This window comes from Bordetella sputigena (assembly GCF_965137885.1).
Lineage (GTDB): Bacteria > Pseudomonadota > Gammaproteobacteria > Burkholderiales > Burkholderiaceae_B > Bordetella_C > Bordetella_C sputigena.
In genome coordinates, this window is the sequence record NZ_CBCSCA010000008.1 from 261735 (window position 1) to 277539 (window position 15805).

Below are 15805 nucleotides of genomic sequence, written 5' to 3' on the forward strand. Positions count from 1 at the left end.
CGCGATGGGAACACATAACATCACGGAGACAGCACAATGAAGTTCCTTTCGACGATAGCGGCCGTCTTTCTGGGCCTATCTTTAAATGCCGAGGGCGCGCAGGCGCAGAATGCCGGCGCGGCCAACTACCCGGATCACGCGATCAAGCTGGTGGTGGGCTATGCGCCCGGCGGCGGCAACGACGTGGCCGCCCGGCTGATCGCCAAGGAACTGACGCCCATCCTGGGCCAGCCCATCGTGGTGGAAAACCGCCCCGGCGCCGGCACCAATATCGGCGCGTCATACGTGGCGCGCTCGGCGCCGGACGGCTATACGCTGTCGTTGTCTTCGACCGCCCTGGCAGTGAACGTCACGCTCTATCCCAAGCTGGACTACGACGCGGTCAAGGACTTCGAGCCCATCGCGATCTTCGCGGAGGCGCCCAACCTGCTGATCATCAATCCCAAGCTGCCCGTCAATTCCGTGGCCGACCTGATTGCCTACGGCAAGAAGCACCCCGGCAAGCTGAACTTTTCGTCGGCCGGCAGCGGCAGCACCCAGCATCTGGCGGGCGAGCTGTTCAAGGCGAAGGCGGGCATCACGGCCACGCACGTGCCCTACAAGGGGTCGGCGCCGTCGCTGACCGCGGTGATCAGCGGCGAATCGGACTTCACCTTCGTCAATATCCCCAGCAGCAAGCAGCTCGTCGATAGCGGTCAGGTAAAGGCGCTGGCGATTACCAGCGCAAAGCGCTTTTCCGCCGTGCCGAATATTCCGACCATGGCGGAAGCCGGCGTCCAGGGCATGGAAGTCGCGACCTGGTATTCGATCCTGGCGCCGGCGCATACGCCGCGCCCCATCATCGAGAAGCTGAACAAGGCGGTGAACCAGGCCGTTTCCAAGCCCGAGTTTCGCAAGCAGCTGGAGGACCTGGGCACCGCGCCGATGACGGAATCCCCGGAGTTCTTCAAGAAATTCCTGGCCGACGAGATTGCACGCTGGCGTGTAATCGTGCAGCAGTCCCACGCCACGGTGAACTGACTACTTCTTGGTATTGCCGCCCAGGCTGCCCAGTCCCGGAGGCGCGGCGGCCGCGCCGGATTGCGAGCTGGCGCCGCTGCTGCTGGATGACGGCGGCGGGGTGTCGGAGGATTTATTGCAGGCGGTCAGGGCCATCGCCATCATCAGGGCTGCAATCGTGGTCTTCATGATCGAGTCTCCTTGCAGAAAGCCGCTCGTGGGCGGCGTGCTCGTCCGTCTGCAAGGGATATGCCGCGCGCTTACATTTCCCTGGCGTGGAACAAGGCGTCCAGATCGAGGGTCAACGCGGGCCGGAAGCCCTCCTGCTCGCCCTTGGATGCGTAGCCCAAGGGATTGGAGACGATGCGGCAGCCATCCTGGACGTAATCGAAGGCGTGGTGCAGATGTCCATGCAGCCACATCCGCGCCCGCGGGATCAGTTCGTCCAGGCTGTTGCAGAATCCCGCCGTCCCGGGCGTCAAGCCATAACGCGGATCGGCGCTGGCCAGGGTCGGGGCGAAGTGCGTCACCGCCACGGTCGGACCATCGAACGGCGCGGCCAGGGCATCCCTGAGCCAGGCCTGACACGCCAGCGCCTGCTCGCGCAATTCTTCCGCCAGAAAGGGTTGGCCGCCGCGCGTGGTCCGCGCTTTTTCCAGATAGAAGTTGGCGGCGCGGAAAGCCTTGCCGCGCTTGTTCAAGACCTGCGTCAGCGTATCGCCCGGCCTGGCCATCGCATCGAAATCGGTCCACAGCGTCGTCCCGACCAGACGCACGCCCCCGACGATCACCGTTTCGCGCTCCAGCCAGCCGATACCCAGGCGGTCGCATACCGCGCGCAGGCGATCATGGGCCGCGTCGAAATCCTGGGCGTCGTATTCGTGATTGCCGGGCAGGTAGATCACCGGTACCGGCCAACGGTCGCGTGGGGAAAACATCTCCAGCCCGAAATCGTCTCCCGCCAGCTTCGAACCCGCCTGATAGGAGCCGATATCGCCCGCCAGGATCAACAGATCGGCTTCGGGCGCCGGCGTCGGCGTGAAGTCGGCATTGGTTTCGAGGTGCAGGTCGGAGAGCAGTTGGATCTTCATGCGACTAGCGTACCGCATGCCCGCGAGGGCGCCGGCGGCAGCGCGGCATCCGCGCATGGCTGCTCGCGCTGCTTGCCTGCCGGCGCCGCTCTACGCGCGGCGCATCACCGGCAAACGGAAACCGCCATGCAAACGCCGGGTCAAGGCTATCAGCAGCACCAGGTTCAGCACGTTGGCCGCCAGCCCCAGCGTAAAGGCCGGATCGTAGCTGCCATAGCGGTCGTACAGGAAGCCCGCCACCCAGCCGCCGGCGGCCATGCCGGAGCCGGTCATCAATAGCATGGCAGGCACCCGCCAATAGGCTTCCTGCGGCGGGAATATCGCGCGCACGGATAGGACATAAGCCGGGATCAAGGCGCTGAACCCCAGGCCGTAGACCAGCGAAACCGTAAACAGGCCGAACTGCTGCGTCACGTAGAGATACCCCGACACGGACACCATCTGCATCACGGAGCTGATCAAGGCCGTCCTGACGCCGCCTATCCTATCGGAGATCAGCCCCCAGCCCTGACGGCTCAGGAAGGCAACCGCCAGCAACATCGACAGCATGGCCGCGCCGACCGTGGCCGGCAGGCCGCGATCGGTGCACAACGCCACCAGGTGTCCCTGCGGCATCGCCATGGGGACGCAGCACAGGAAGCCGGCGGCGGCCAGCATGACGAACACCGTGTTGGGCCGCATGCCGGCAATCCTGCCCGTCTGCCCCGCGGCGGCCGGGCCGGCCGACGACGCCGGCGCCGGTGGCGGCCGCAGGAAAACGATGGCCAGTGTGGCCACCAGCGCAGCCTGGATCAGCCCGTACCCCAGCATCGCGGCGCGCCACCCATAGCGATCGATCACGGTTTCGAAAATCACCGGCCAGACGATGCCGGCGACGTAATTGCCGCTGGACAGCAGCGCCAGCGCGGAACCGCGCCGCCGCACGAACCAATGGCTGACGTACACGTACAGCGGCGCGTTCAAACCCGCCAATCCCAACAGACCGATGAACAGGCCATGGCCGAGGTATAAGGCCCACGGTTCGCCGATGGTCGAAATCGCCAGTCCGATGAAGACCGACAAGGCGCCGCCGATGACCGTCCAGCGCACGCCGAAACGATGCGCCACCCGCCCCATCACGATGCCGCCCACGGCGGACCCCAGCCACGCGAGCGAGCTGCCCAGCGCCGGCACCGATCGCGCGCCGCCCATGTCGGCGGCGATGGTCTTCAAGCCGACCACGGAGATCAGCGGCCCGCCGAAGGACATGCCCAGGCAGATCAGCGCCATGGTCGCCACGATCCACGACTGGCGCGAATCCAGCAATCCGTCCAGTGGTGCGCGTGACGGGGCCGCGTGGGCCCCGGACGCCGTTTTCGATTGCCCGTCCTGCCGGACCGAGGACTGTTGCCGCCCCTGCTGTCGTGTCTCCATGGACGCGACTATAACAACGAAACCGGGCTCGAAAATTGCTGACGACGCGCCCCCCTGCTCGGCAGCCGGGAATGCATCTCGCGGCCGTACCGCGGAGGCCGGCGTTGAGGGCAAGGAGGCCACGCCGCCGATGCTATCCTAGCGCTCTGCCATTTCGGCGCCGAGCAACCCACCGCAACGGAGCGATCTGGTGCCGCAAGAACAAACGCTAGCTTCCTCCATGCAGACGGACCTTGACCGCTGCGCGCAGGAACCCATACGCATCCCCGGCGCCATCCAGCCTTTCGCGGCACTACTGCTTCTGTCGGCCGACACGCTGGAGGTGCTCACCCGCAGCGCCAATGTGGCCGACGTGCTGGGCATCGATGTACCGCCCGGACGGCCCTTGCAGCAGGTCATCGATAAAACGGCCTTGAACGAACTCATGCAGGCGCTGCAGGCATGGAAAGGCGATGAAGACGCCACCCTGTCGGCGGCGATGTATATCGGCGACCGCTGCATCCATGTCTCCGGCGCGCGCACGCCGCAGGGCCTGCTGGTGGAACTGGAGCCCGACCGGATCGAACAGGGCGTCACCCTGGACGCGCTCTATCCGCGCCTGCGCACGCTGCTGGACGAAATCCAGCCCGCCGGGCGGCCGGAACTCATTCTTCAGCGGGCCGTGGAAGAAGTGCGGCGGCTGACCGGTTTCGACCGCGTCCTGGCCTATCGCTTCGATACCGACGGCCACGGCACCGTGGTCGCCGAGGACGGCAACGGCGCCCTGCCCTCCTATCTGGGCCATCGTTTCCCCGCCTCCGATATTCCGGCGCAGGCCCGCGCCCTGTACTGCCAGAATCGCGTACGGTTGATTCCCGACGCCAACTACCAGCCGGTCGCCCTCGAACCGGCCCTGCTGGGCGGCGGGCGGGAACCCATCGACCTGACCGCGGCGAACTGGCGCAGCGTGTCGCCGATACACCTGGAGTACATGCGCAATATGGGCACGGGTTCGTCGATGTCCGTGTCGGTGGTCATCGATGGCCACCTGTGGGGCCTGATCTCGTGCCACAGCAAGGCGGCGCGGCTGGTCGGCCCGCAGATACGCGCGGCCTGCGAATTCCTGGGCCGCATCATCGCCCACCATATCGGCTCGCATGAGCGCATCGCCGAACACGCGCACCGCATCGAACTCAAGAAGATCGAGATCGAGCTGGTGGAACTGCTGTCCCGCACGGATACGCTGCTGGAAGGCTATATCGAGGGTTCGCCGGCCTGGACCCGATTGCTGGGCGCCCATGGCGCGGCGCTGGTGTGGCAGGACGACGTGCATACCATGGGCAACACGCCCTCCAAGGCCCAGATCCTGAAGATCGCCGGCTGGCTGCACGCCAATAACGTGGAGCAGTCTTATCACACGGACCGCCTGCCGCTGGTCTGGCCCGAGGCCGCCGAATTCGCGGAGGTCGCCAGCGGCCTGGCGGCGGCCTCGATCTCCAGCCTGCGCACGGGCTACCTGATGTGGTTCCGTCCGGAAGTGATACGCACCGTGCAGTGGCGCGGCGATCCCCGCAAGTCGGTGGATCCCGTGTCGGGCCGGCTGCATCCGCGCAAATCCTTCGAACTGTGGCAGGAAGAACTGCGCGGACGCGCTACACCCTGGCGCCAGTCGGAGATCGACGCGCTGGGGGATTTTCGCACCGTGGTAGTGAACCTGATCCTGAAGCGCGCGGAAGAACGCGCCGAACTCAGCGAACAACTCGAACGCAGCAATGTCGAACTGGAATCGTTTTCCTATTCGGTGTCGCATGACCTTCGCGCGCCCTTTCGCCATATCGCCGGCTTCGCCGAACTGCTGAAGCAGCGCGAGTCCGGCCTGGATGCGACATCCACGCGCTATATCGAAAACATCATGCGCGCCGCCGTCATGGCCGGCAGGCTGGTGGACGATCTATTGCGCTTCTCCCACCTGGGACGCGCCGCGCTGGCCAGCTCCGAGCTGAATATGAACAAGCTGGTGGCCGAGGTCCGCCAGGCGGTCGAACTGACCTTGCCGGACAGAAAGGTGCAGTGGCGGATCGACGATCTGCCCAAGTCCTGGGGCGACCCGCAATACGTCCGCCAGGTCTGGTACAACCTGCTGGAAAACGCGGTCAAGTATTCCGGCAACCGGCCCGAGTCCATCGTCACGGTCACCGGGCAGAATTGCGGTACATTCACGCTGTTCACGGTTGCCGACAACGGTGTGGGTTTCGACATGGCTTATGCCGGCAAATTGTTCGGCGTCTTTCAGCGTTTGCATCGGCTGGAAGACTTTGACGGGACCGGCATCGGCTTGGCTTTGTGCAAACGCATCATTGAAAAGCACGGCGGTTGGATCAAGGGCGAAGGCATCGTCGACCAGGGCGCAAAGTTCTCGTTCGCCCTGCCCAATCCGTGAATATGTAGGGCATAGAAAATAGAAATGAACGATCTGCGGCCTATCCTGCTGGTAGAAGACAATCCCAACGATATCGAGCTGACGCTGACGGCGCTCAGGCAATGCAATATCGCCAACGACGTGATCGTGCTGCGCGACGGCGCCGAAGCCCTCGATTATGTCTACCGGCGTGGCGCCCACGCGGGCCGCCCCCTGGGCGAACCCTCGGTCATCCTGCTCGACCTGAAGCTGCCCAAGGTGGACGGACTGGAAGTCCTGGAACGCATCAAGTCCGACGCCGACCACAAGCAGATTCCCATCGTCATGCTGACCTCGTCCAAGGAAGAAAGGGACCTGGTGCGCAGCTACCAGTCGGGGGTCAATTCCTTCGTCGTGAAGCCGGTCGAGTTCTCGGAATTCTTCGAAGCGATCCGCAATCTCGGCATGTTCTGGGCCATATTGAACCAACCGCCCCCGCCGCGTCGCCGCGATAGCACGCGCGCCGATAGCCGGGAACTGCCTTGATCCTGCTGCTCGAGGACAACGACCTGGACGCCGAATTGATGATGCATCATTTGGCCGACGCGCTGCGCGATATGCCGCTGCGCCGGGTGCACGACAGGCGGTCCTACGGCCAGGCCCTGGACGACGGCGACATCTCGCTGGTCATCTCCGACTTTTCCCTGCCGGACATCGACGGCTGGGAAGCCTTGTCCATGGCGGCGCGCAAGCTGCCCGAAGTACCGTTCATCTTCGTATCCGGCGTCATCGGCGAAGACCTCGCGGTCAAGGCGCTGAAGACCGGCGCCACCGATTACGTGCTCAAGCAGCGGCTGGAACGGCTGGGCGGCGCGGCGCGCCGCGCCCTGTCCGAAGCCGAAGACCGCCGCGAACGGCGGCGCGTCGAAGTCGCCCTGCGCGACAGCGAGGTGCGCTTCCGCGCCCTATCGGATTCCGCGCCCGCGCTGATCTGGGAAACGGACGCGAGCGGCAAGGTCATCTTCGTCAACCGGCACTACGAGGTCATGTTCGGCCTTCCTTCCAGCGAAATGCTGGGCCAGGGCTGGTATCGCATGGTCTACGAGCCGGACATGCCCGCCCTGCTCAAGGCCTTCGACCAGGCCGTGCGGGAACAAAAGCCCCTGCAGCTGGAAATCCGCGTGATCGATGCGCAGCGGCGCCTGCGCTGGCTGGATTGCCGCGGCGTGCCCCGCTTCGACGGCGTGGGCCGCTTCCTGGGCCTGACCGGAACCAATATCGACGTCACGGACGCCAAGCTCGCGCGCGATGAACTGGAACAAATCGTGCAGAGCCGCACCGCCGAACTGCTGCGGACCAATGAGCGCCTGCTGCAGGAGATGCGCCAGCGCGCGGATGCCGATGCCGCGCGCGAGCAGGCCGAAGAACAACTGCGCCAGGCCCAGAAGATGGAAGCCTTCGGCCAGCTGACCGGCGGCGTCGCGCATGATTTCAACAACTTCCTGACCGTCATCCTGGGCAATCTGGAAACGCTGGAGCGCCAGTTGCTGGGCGGGGCCGGAGCGGCCGACGGGGCCGATCCCGGGCGCGTCGAAACCGCGCTGAGCCACGCCAAGCAAGGCGCGCAGCGCGCCGCGGTGCTGACGCAGCGCCTGCTGGCATTCGCGCGCCGCCAGCCCTTGCAGCCCAGCAGCGTCAACGTCAACGAACTGATCGCCGCCACGGCGGAAATGCTGACCCGCATGCTGGGCGAGGAAGTCGATCTGCGCAACGACTTGCAAGACGACATCTGGCCGGCGCATATCGACCCGCACATGCTGGAAAGCGCGCTGCTGAACCTTGCGGTGAATGCGCGCGACGCCATGCCGGACGGCGGCCAGATCCTCATTCAGACCCGCAACACCGTGCTGGACGAACGCACGCCCGGCCTGGGCGCCCAACCCGGGGATTACATCCGCATCAGCCTGTCGGATACCGGCGTCGGCATACCTGAGGACCTGATAGAAAAGGTCTTCGAGCCCTTCTTCACGACCAAGGATATAGGCGTGGGAACGGGACTGGGCCTGAGCCAGGTCTATGGCTTCGTCAAGCAGTCCGGCGGCTATGTCGCGATAGACAGCAGCGTCGGCGTCGGTACGACGGTTCATATCTACCTGCCACGCCAGGTCGGCGCCTGGGCCGCCGCCAGCGAACGCGCCCACGATGGCGCGCTGCCCGTGGCGGCACGCGGCGAAACCATCCTGGTCGTGGAAGACGACGAGGCGGTCCGCGCGCATTCGGCCTCGGCATTGACCGAGCTGGGGTACAAGGTCCATCAGGCGGCCGACGCCATGACCGCCTTGCGGCGCCTGCGCGAAAGCGACGATATCTCGCTGCTGTTCACGGACGTCGGCCTGCCCAGGGGCATGAACGGGCGCGACCTGGCGGAAGCCGCGCGTGCCGTCCGGCCTGGTTTGCGTGTCCTGTATACCTCCGCCTACGCCGAAGGCACATTGACCCATGACGGCAAGCTGCCGCCCGGCGTCGCGCTCATTCCCAAGCCTTTTACCTTCAGCGCCCTGGCGCAGCGCGTGCGCGAAGTTCTCGATCGGGCCTCGCCGAACGCGGCCGCGGCCACTGGCGCGGGTTCATCGCCACTGCCGGCCCAAGCCGGACAGGCGCCCGCCGTGGCCGCGCCAGGGGTGCGCGGCGCCCGTGTGCTGATCGTGGAAGACGACAACCTGGTGCGCGAACTGACGTCCGAAGCACTAACGGATTTCGGCTATGAAGTCGCGGAAGCCGGTACGGCCGCGCAAGCCCTGTCGACCATGGAGAACAACGCGGCAGGCGTCGGCGCGGCCATCGTGGACCTGGGCCTGCCCGATATGCCGGGCAAGGAACTCATACGCAGGCTGGCAGAACGGCATCCCGGACTGCCCATCCTCGTGGCGAGCGGCTACGGCAAGGTCGAGCTGGACGAAGGCATGCCGGCCGCGACGCGCGTGGCCTTCATCCAGAAGCCTTATGAACTGGACGGGCTGTACGCCGCGCTCAGGGACCTGGGCGTTACGCCGTCCTGATCTGACCCTGGCGGCGCAGCCAGTCCGCCAGGGTATCGAAAGCATCCCGGGCCCCGGCGGTGGCTTGCTCGACATCCCGCTCGCTTTTCAGTTCTTCGGCCAGAAAGGCCATGAAGTCCTTCCACAACGGGCCGAGCTCCGCCCCATAGCCTTCCATGTATTCGAACTGGCGGTCGGGCCAGGCCTGGCGCAGGCGCTTGGCCATCATGCGGCCGCCGAGTTGCGAGCCTTCGATGACGTACATGACACCGGCGTCATAGGCGCGCGACTTTCCGACGGCCGGCAACATGCCGCAGGCGGGCGTCGCCGGCGCCCGCTCGCCCACCGCGCGGGCCGCCGCCAGATCCTGGTCGATCCGCGCCGACTTGTCGCGCCGCAACCGCGGCCGCAGCGATGCGGGCCAATCCCGCGCCCACAAGGCCTCTTCCACGGGCCGCAGCCAAGCTTCCAGCGCGGCGATGTAGGCCACATAGTCGGCGTAGCCGGCATCGGGCGAACCGATGCGCAGCGAACTGTCCAGGCGCTGGTGGCGCTCCTGCGTGGCGGATCTCAGGGCGGCGTGTACATCCATGAAGCAAAAATCCTGCTGCGATATCGACAGCAGCCATGATAGCGGACGAGCACGGCCACGCTTCAGGGTGCGTCCCGCTCGACCTCCGGCGCGAACAGGTATCCGCCGCCACGCACTGTTTTGATCATGACGGGCGCCCTGGGCTGGTCGCCCAGCTTGCGGCGCAGACGGCTCAGCTGCACGTCTATGGTGCGGTCGAACGGGCCCGCGGATCGCCCGCGCGTCCAATCGAGCAGCTGTTCGCGGCTCAGCACGCGCTGGGGATAGGTCAGGAAGACCACCAGCATGTCGAACTCGGCCCCGGTCAACACGACGGCGGCGCCATCCGGACGCCGCAACGTGCGGGCACCAATGTTCAATGTCCAGCCGGCAAAGCGATAGATGTCGGGTGGTACCGCCATCGGCGCCTTCAAGGGATAGGCGTGCATGTTCGCGCGTGCGGTAAGGAGACGGGGATCGATGCAGTCTACAGCGGCCCAGCCGCGTGGACAATGCGGCCGTCCTCTCCCCGCCATGCAGGAATGCAGCGCGGTGCCTCTGGTACGGGCCGCGTATTGCGCGCCGCAGGTGTACGCCGGGCAGCGCGATACCGGGGATGTAGCGGCGACGTGGTGGCGACGTGGTGGCGACGTGGTGGCGACGTGCCGGCGACGCTAGTGCGCTGACCGGCCGGGTCGGACGCAATGCGCCAGCCGTGAAGGCATCGGCGGCGATGCGACAATGGCGGCATGGCTGCTCTCATCTGGTTTCGTACCGACCTTCGCGCACAGGACAATCCGGCCTTGACGGCCGCGCTGGACGACGGCCCGGCGATCGCGCTGTTCATGCCCGCGCCCGGCCAATGGCGCATGCATGGCGACGCGCCGGCCAAGATAGACTTCTGGCGCCGTAATCTCGAAGACCTGGGCCTGTGCCTGGCGGCATTGAATGTCCCGCTGAAGTTCTGTGCGATCGAAGACTGGTCGCGAGCGTCCGAGGCCTTGGCCGGCTTCTGCCGGCGGCATGATGTCCGCGCCGTGCACGTCAACGCCGAATGGGGCGTAAACGAACGGCGGCGCGATGCAAGCGTTGCCGAGCGCCTGGCCCGCGATGGCATCCAATGGACCACGCACCACGGCGCCACGCTGCTGCGGCCGGGAACCATCACGACCGGCAAAGGCGAGTGCTACAAGGTCTTCACGCCCTATGCGCGTGTATGCCGCGAGCGCCTGGCGGCCGCGCCTCCCCGCCCCGGGCCGGAGCCGCGACCACAGTCGCGGATGCCCGCGCCGCCCGACCCGATACCGTCGCTGAACGCCATGCTGGGCGACGCGGCAGACGCGCACGGTGCGCCACGCGCGCAGCCAGGCCACGCACCGCGCCCCGACGAGGCGCGCAATGCCGTAGCGGGCGAGACGCCACACACCGGCGACGCGCTGCGGGCCCTGTGGCCCGCCGGCGCGGACGCCGCCGCGCGCCGCCTGGACGACTTCATCGAGGTATCCATCGACCGATACCAGGAAAATCGCGACCTTCCGGGCGTGGACGGCACCAGCCGCCTGTCGCCCTATCTCGCGGCCGGCGTCATTTCCCCCGGCGCATGCCTGCGTGCCGCGCTATCCGCCAATCATGGCGAAATGGACAGCGGTCGCGTCGGCATACGCGGCTGGATCACCGAACTGCTTTGGCGCGAGTTCTATCTGCATCTGCTCGCCGCGCATCCCGCGCTGTCCATGCATCGTCCGATGCGGCCGGAAACCGAAGCGATACCCTGGCGCGACGCGGACGACGATTGGCAGGCCTGGCGCGCCGGCCGCACAGGTTTTCCCATCATCGACGCGGCGATGCGGCAACTGGCCGCCATGGGGTGGATGCACAATCGTCTGCGGATGATGACCGCCATGTTCCTGAGCAAGAATCTATTGCTGGATTGGCGCAAGGGTGAGGCCTGGTTCATGGCGCATCTGATCGATGGCGATCTGGCATCCAACAACGGCGGCTGGCAATGGAGCGCATCGACGGGCACCGACGCCGTGCCCTACTTCCGCGTTTTCAATCCCGAAACGCAGTCCAGGAAATTCGATCCGCGCGGACGTTTCCTGCGTCACTGGCTGCCCGAGCTGGCCGACCTGGACGATCGCGACATACACGCCCCATCGGACGCCCAGCGCGCGGCCCGCGGCTATCCCGCGCGGATCGTCGACCTGCGGGCAAGCCGGCTGCGCGCCATCGAAGCGTATGCCGGTGTATCGAAGAAAGCGGGGGGATAGGCAGCGCCCGCTCCGCGCGTGGCGGGACACCGGCCGCGCATCGCGGCTGCCATGCAGCGAACCTCATTCTCGCCCGGGCGTCCGGGGCTTGCGCCTCGGGCGGCCAGGCTTGCCTTGCACCGGGATGCCCAGGCGCGCGGCACGGCGGCGCAGATTGGCGCGGTCCACGCCCAATTCACGAGCGGCGGCGCTCCAGTTATTGCCATGGCGAGCCAGGCAGGACTCGATGGTGGCCTGTTCCACCGCTTGCAGGGTGTGCTGCAAGGACGGTGGCCGGGCGCCCGCGGCCATGGGCTCGGGTTGGCCGCCATTCGCCGTATGCTCCGGCCCGGCGCCGGGCCAGGCTGGCGATGCGCCGGCCGGCAGCGCGCCACGGTGACCGCCAGGCTGTTCAATATCCATATCGTCCGCCGTCACTGTCAGAATGCGCGGCCGCTCGGTCTGGCGCCCCAAGGCCTTGAGCACGCCGCGGCTGACGACGTGCTCCAGCTCCCGCACGTTGCCCGGCCAGGCGTAGCCTTGCAGCACGGCATGCGCCTCGGGCTGCAGCCTGACCCCGCCCAGGCCCAGACGGGCACGGTTTTCCTCCAGGAAGGTCCCCGCCAGCAGCACGACATCGCGGCCCCGCTCGCGCAGCGGTGGCACGCGCAGCGGATATACGCTGATCCGATGGTAGAAGTCGGCCCGCATGCGGCGCGCGCGCACTTCTTCGGCCAGGTCGCGATTGGTCGCTGCGATCAGCCGCACGTCCACCTGATGTTCGCGATCGGACCCGACGCGCTGCAATTGCCCGCTCTGCAACACCCGCAGCAGTTTGGCTTGCGCGCTCAGGGGCAGTTCGCCGATTTCGTCCAGGAATAGCGTGCCGCCGTGCGCCAGTTCGAATTTGCCGCGCCTGTCCTGCACGGCGCCGGAGAACGCGCCGCGCACGTGGCCGAACAGTTCGCTTTCGATCAGGTTGTCGGGCAAGGCCGCGCAATTCACGCTGATCAAGGGCTTGGCGGCGCGCGAAGATCCGGCGTGCAGCGCCTGCGCCACGAGTTCCTTGCCGACGCCGGTTTCGCCGGTGATCAGCACCGTCAGGTCGCTGGCCGCGACCATCTCCACGTCCTTGGCCAGGCGGCGGAATGCGATGCTCTGGCCGGTCAGGCGACGCGTCGTCTGGGTGACGGCCAGCCGATAGCTCTCCGCCCGTTGACGCTCGTCCTCGGCGGTGACCGCGAGTTGCTCGATACGGGCCGCCACGGTGACCGTGGCCGCCGCCAGCCCGGCGAAGACGTCCAGCACCGCCAGATCGTGCCGCGAGAAACGGCCCGCCTTCAGCGCATCCAGGGTCAGGAGTCCCCATTTGCGCTGTCCCACCGTGATGGCGCAGCCCATGCAATCGTGCACGTGCAGATCCCCGCCATCCTGCACCAGGCCGTCATAGGGATCCGGCAGATCGCTGTCGGGCGGGAAACGCATGGCCCCATCGGCCCGCAGCAAGGCGTGCAGGCGCGGGTGCTGGTCAAGGCGGAAACGCCGGCCCATGGCGTCGGCGCTCAGGCCCTGCATGGCCAGCGGGATCAGCGCATCGCCTTCCAGCCGCAACAGCCCGATGGCGTCGCAAGGCAGCAAAGCGCGCAAGGCCTCCAACAGGCGGCGATAGCGTTCCGCCGGAGCCAGGTCGCGCGCCAGATCGGCCACCAATGGAATAACGGCGGCGAGCAGCGGGTTCTGGGATTTGGTCGATTCCGGCATGCAAGGAGCATATCGCATCCGGATCGATTCAGAGTCATTACGACTTCAATTTGTATTAATAGAGTCTTTAAAACATATTTCTATAGATCGATCGACATGGCCTTCCCCGGGAAGCAAGTTGGCATGGGTGTTGCATTGAGACATGGCGATCCCATCGCGGGACGTCCGCCGCCCGCCTGCGAAGCACGCGCGCGGCCAACCAGGAGTTTCATGACATGCTCGATTCGAACCAGCTCGCCATCATCCGCGCCACGGTACCTCTACTCGAAACAGGCGGCGAGGCGCTGACCACGCACTTCTATAAGATCATGCTGGCGGAGTATCCCGAGGTTCGCCCCTTGTTCAACCAGGCGCACCAGGCCAGTGGCGCGCAGCCGCGCGCGCTGGCCAACGGCGTTCTGATGTACGCGCGCAATATCGACCGGCTGCAGGCCCTGGCGCCACTGGCCAGCCAGATCGTCAACAAGCACGTTGCGCTGCAGGTTCTACCCGAACACTACCCCATCGTCGGGACCTGCCTGCTGCGCGCCATACGCGAAGTGTTGGGCGCCGAGGTGGCGACGGACGAAGTCATCGCGGCGTGGGCGGCGGCCTATCAGCAATTGGCCGATCTGCTGATCCAGGCCGAGGGCGCGGTGTACGACGCGCAAGAACAGGAAACCGGCGGCTGGCGCGGCGCGCGCCCCTTCGTGGTCGCGCGCAAGGTCGCGGAGAGCGCCGAGATCACTTCTTTCCATCTGCGCCCGGCCGATGGCGGCGCACTGCTGGCCTACCGTCCCGGGCAGTATCTGGGCCTGCGCCTGGATATCGATGGCCAGGAAATCCGCCGCAATTACTCCTTGTCGCGCGCCGCGGACGGCAGCCAATACCGTATCAGCGTTAAGCGCGAGCCGGGCGGCGTGGCGTCCAACTTCCTGCACGACCGGATCCGGGAAGGCGACACGCTGGATGTCTTCCCGCCCGCGGGAGACTTCGTGCTGGAAGATGGCGAACGGCCCTTGGCGCTTATCAGCGCCGGCGTCGGCGTCACGCCGGTGCTGGCCATGCTGGAGGCGGCCTTGAGCCGTGGCGACCGGCCGGTCCACTTCATCCACTATGCGCGCAATGGGCAGGTCCATGCGTTCGGCGACTACATCGACCAGCTTGCCGCGCGCCATCCGCAGCTGCGCCATTATGTGTGCTACGAAGCCGCCGAAGGCGCGGCGCGCCGGCCGGACGGCGTCGGGCGGGCGCGGGAGGAACAGCTGCGGGAGTGGCTGCCGGCGCCGGGCGACCTGGACGCCTATTTCGTCGGTCCCAAGCCCTTCATGGCCTATATGAAGAAAACCCTGGCGGCCCTGGGCGTGCCGGACGCGCGCAGCCGCTACGAGTTCTTCGGCCCGGCGGCCGCGCTGTAGTCGCTGTAGTGCTACGCCGGCGCGATTCCTTGGCCCGGCAGCGGCGCCGTGGTGCCGCGGCGCCGGGATACTTCGGCCGGCACTGTAGTTCCGCGGCGCCGGGCCCTAGGCCGCTTACATGGCAGCGCGGCCGATCGATCAGGCGCGGCGAGCGGAGCGCCGCCGCGGCCGGGCATGCGCTTCCTTGTTCCACAGCCGCAACAGCGTGCGCGTCTGCTCGCGCACCGTTTCCTTGACCAGCGCCACCCGCTCGGCATCGATATCCTGCCATCCCAACAGCGACAGCGCGCCGCGCTTGGCCGTATGGAAGATCACCAGCTGGCCATGCAGCGTAAAGACACGCACCATGGTCTTGGGATCGTCCACATTCGTGCCGGCGATGCGCGCGATCAACGCGGCGCATACGTCGCCCAGGGGCTTGCGCACCCGTTCCCGCAGGATGTCCGATGCGATCGGCGGCTCATGCCCGGCGTGTTCGCGCGCGAAGAACAGGCGCTGGTCCGGGCCGCACGATGCCTGTAAGGCGCGGTCGGCCATCAGATCCTGAATGCGTATGAACGCGTCGATCAGCACCTCCGCATCGGCGTCGGCATCCAGCGCCGCCCAGGCCGCATTGATGGCGGGGTCGAAACCGGCCCGCGCGCTGTCGGCGATGTGTTCGGCGCAGGCGCGATATAGCCCCTCCTTGCTTTCGAAGTAGTACTGCAAGGCCGGCGCGTTGACGCCCGCGTGCGCGGCGATGTCGCGCGTGGAGGCGCCGTCGAAACCCAATTCCCCGAACCGCTCGATGGCCGCCTCGATGATGCGCAGGCGGGTCTCGTCGCCACGGGCATAGCCGCTGCCCGGCGGCCGCCGGGTGCGCTTGGTGTCGTTCATATCCTGTCTCCGCAGTGTCATCCGCGGTGCGTG

The 15805-nt window shown here is 66.6% G+C and carries 13 protein-coding genes; 6 read left to right on the top strand and 7 right to left on the bottom strand.

Features of this window, described 5'->3' with window-relative positions; translation table 11 throughout:
- Window positions 1-36: 36 nt before the first annotated feature.
- Window positions 37-1020, top strand: coding sequence for a tripartite tricarboxylate transporter substrate binding protein (locus ACNA0R_RS17350; RefSeq protein ID WP_415827286.1), 984 nt, complete (start codon window positions 37-39; stop codon window positions 1018-1020).
- Here ACNA0R_RS17350 and ACNA0R_RS17355 read toward each other — a convergent pair whose 3' ends face one another.
- From ACNA0R_RS17355 to ACNA0R_RS17365, 3 genes are all read right to left on the bottom strand, one after another.
- Complete coding sequence (locus tag ACNA0R_RS17355) at window positions 1021-1188, bottom strand: hypothetical protein (RefSeq protein WP_415827287.1); 168 nt, start codon at window positions 1186-1188, stop codon at window positions 1021-1023.
- Window positions 1189-1259: 71 nt separating this feature from the next.
- Window positions 1260-2090: a metallophosphoesterase gene (locus ACNA0R_RS17360; RefSeq protein ID WP_415827288.1), complete on the bottom strand. Its 831-nt coding sequence runs from the start codon at window positions 2088-2090 to the stop codon at window positions 1260-1262.
- Window positions 2091-2180: 90 nt separating this feature from the next.
- Window positions 2181-3503, bottom strand: coding sequence for an MFS transporter (locus ACNA0R_RS17365; protein WP_415827289.1), 1323 nt, complete (start codon window positions 3501-3503; stop codon window positions 2181-2183).
- 220 nt (window positions 3504-3723) lie between these two features.
- Between ACNA0R_RS17365 and ACNA0R_RS17370 the strand changes: the two genes are divergently transcribed.
- Genes ACNA0R_RS17370 through ACNA0R_RS17380 form a run of 3 tightly spaced genes read left to right on the top strand, consistent with a single transcriptional unit; the run spans window position 3724 to window position 8939 of the window.
- Complete coding sequence (locus tag ACNA0R_RS17370) at window positions 3724-5922, top strand: ATP-binding protein (RefSeq protein ID WP_415827290.1); 2199 nt, start codon at window positions 3724-3726, stop codon at window positions 5920-5922.
- 24 nt (window positions 5923-5946) lie between these two features.
- Window positions 5947-6426 carry a response regulator gene (locus ACNA0R_RS17375; protein WP_415827291.1) on the top strand — a complete coding sequence of 160 codons (480 nt, stop codon included), beginning with the start codon at window positions 5947-5949 and terminating at the stop codon, window positions 6424-6426.
- Window positions 6423-8939 carry a response regulator gene (locus tag ACNA0R_RS17380; protein WP_415827292.1) on the top strand — a complete coding sequence of 839 codons (2517 nt, stop codon included), beginning with the start codon at window positions 6423-6425 and terminating at the stop codon, window positions 8937-8939. The genes ACNA0R_RS17375 and ACNA0R_RS17380 overlap by 4 nt, the downstream gene beginning before the upstream one ends.
- Here ACNA0R_RS17380 and ACNA0R_RS17385 read toward each other — a convergent pair.
- Both ACNA0R_RS17385 and ACNA0R_RS17390 read right to left on the bottom strand, forming a co-directional pair.
- Window positions 8926-9510, bottom strand: coding sequence for a biliverdin-producing heme oxygenase (locus tag ACNA0R_RS17385; RefSeq protein WP_415827293.1), 585 nt, complete (start codon window positions 9508-9510; stop codon window positions 8926-8928). The two genes, ACNA0R_RS17380 and ACNA0R_RS17385, sit on opposite strands and share 14 nt — an antisense overlap.
- Before the next feature lie 62 nt (window positions 9511-9572).
- Complete coding sequence (locus tag ACNA0R_RS17390; protein WP_415827294.1) at window positions 9573-9938, bottom strand: winged helix-turn-helix domain-containing protein; 366 nt, start codon at window positions 9936-9938, stop codon at window positions 9573-9575.
- A 300-nt stretch (window positions 9939-10238) separates the two neighbouring features.
- On the opposite strand from ACNA0R_RS17390, the gene ACNA0R_RS17395 reads away from it, so the two are divergent.
- Window positions 10239-11759, top strand: a complete 1521-nt coding sequence (locus ACNA0R_RS17395) for a cryptochrome/photolyase family protein (protein ID WP_415827295.1) — start codon at window positions 10239-10241, stop codon at window positions 11757-11759.
- Between the two features lie 63 nt (window positions 11760-11822).
- On the opposite strand, the gene norR is transcribed toward ACNA0R_RS17395, so the two are convergent.
- Window positions 11823-13499, bottom strand: coding sequence for a nitric oxide reductase transcriptional regulator NorR (norR, locus tag ACNA0R_RS17400; protein WP_415827296.1), 1677 nt, complete (start codon window positions 13497-13499; stop codon window positions 11823-11825).
- Between the two features lie 215 nt (window positions 13500-13714).
- Here norR and hmpA point away from each other — a divergent pair, with 215 nt between their 5' ends.
- Window positions 13715-14896, top strand: coding sequence for an NO-inducible flavohemoprotein (gene hmpA, locus ACNA0R_RS17405; protein ID WP_415827297.1), 1182 nt, complete (start codon window positions 13715-13717; stop codon window positions 14894-14896).
- A 138-nt stretch (window positions 14897-15034) separates the two neighbouring features.
- Here hmpA and ACNA0R_RS17410 read toward each other — a convergent pair whose 3' ends face one another.
- Window positions 15035-15772, bottom strand: coding sequence for a CerR family C-terminal domain-containing protein (locus ACNA0R_RS17410; protein ID WP_415827298.1), 738 nt, complete (start codon window positions 15770-15772; stop codon window positions 15035-15037).
- Window positions 15773-15805 lie beyond the last annotated feature (33 nt).

Bases quoted from the DNA above. Each gene is read 5' to 3' on its own strand.
- ACNA0R_RS17350 (WP_415827286.1), top strand. From the start codon at position 37: ATGAAGTTCCTTTCGACGATAGCGGCCGTCTTTCTGGGCCTATCTTTA.
- ACNA0R_RS17355 (WP_415827287.1), bottom strand. From the start codon at position 1,188: ATGAAGACCACGATTGCAGCCCTGATGATGGCGATGGCCCTGACCGCC.
- ACNA0R_RS17390 (WP_415827294.1), bottom strand. From the start codon at position 9,938: ATGCACGCCTATCCCTTGAAGGCGCCGATGGCGGTACCACCCGACATC.
- ACNA0R_RS17365 (WP_415827289.1), bottom strand. From the start codon at position 3,503: ATGGAGACACGACAGCAGGGGCGGCAACAGTCCTCGGTCCGGCAGGAC.
- ACNA0R_RS17395 (WP_415827295.1), top strand. From the start codon at position 10,239: ATGGCTGCTCTCATCTGGTTTCGTACCGACCTTCGCGCACAGGACAAT.
- ACNA0R_RS17410 (WP_415827298.1), bottom strand. From the start codon at position 15,772: ATGAACGACACCAAGCGCACCCGGCGGCCGCCGGGCAGCGGCTATGCC.
- hmpA (WP_415827297.1), top strand. From the start codon at position 13,715: ATGCTCGATTCGAACCAGCTCGCCATCATCCGCGCCACGGTACCTCTA.
- ACNA0R_RS17370 (WP_415827290.1), top strand. From the start codon at position 3,724: ATGCAGACGGACCTTGACCGCTGCGCGCAGGAACCCATACGCATCCCC.
- norR (WP_415827296.1), bottom strand. From the start codon at position 13,499: ATGCCGGAATCGACCAAATCCCAGAACCCGCTGCTCGCCGCCGTTATT.
- ACNA0R_RS17375 (WP_415827291.1), top strand. From the start codon at position 5,947: ATGAACGATCTGCGGCCTATCCTGCTGGTAGAAGACAATCCCAACGAT.
- ACNA0R_RS17385 (WP_415827293.1), bottom strand. From the start codon at position 9,510: ATGGATGTACACGCCGCCCTGAGATCCGCCACGCAGGAGCGCCACCAG.
- ACNA0R_RS17360 (WP_415827288.1), bottom strand. From the start codon at position 2,090: ATGAAGATCCAACTGCTCTCCGACCTGCACCTCGAAACCAATGCCGAC.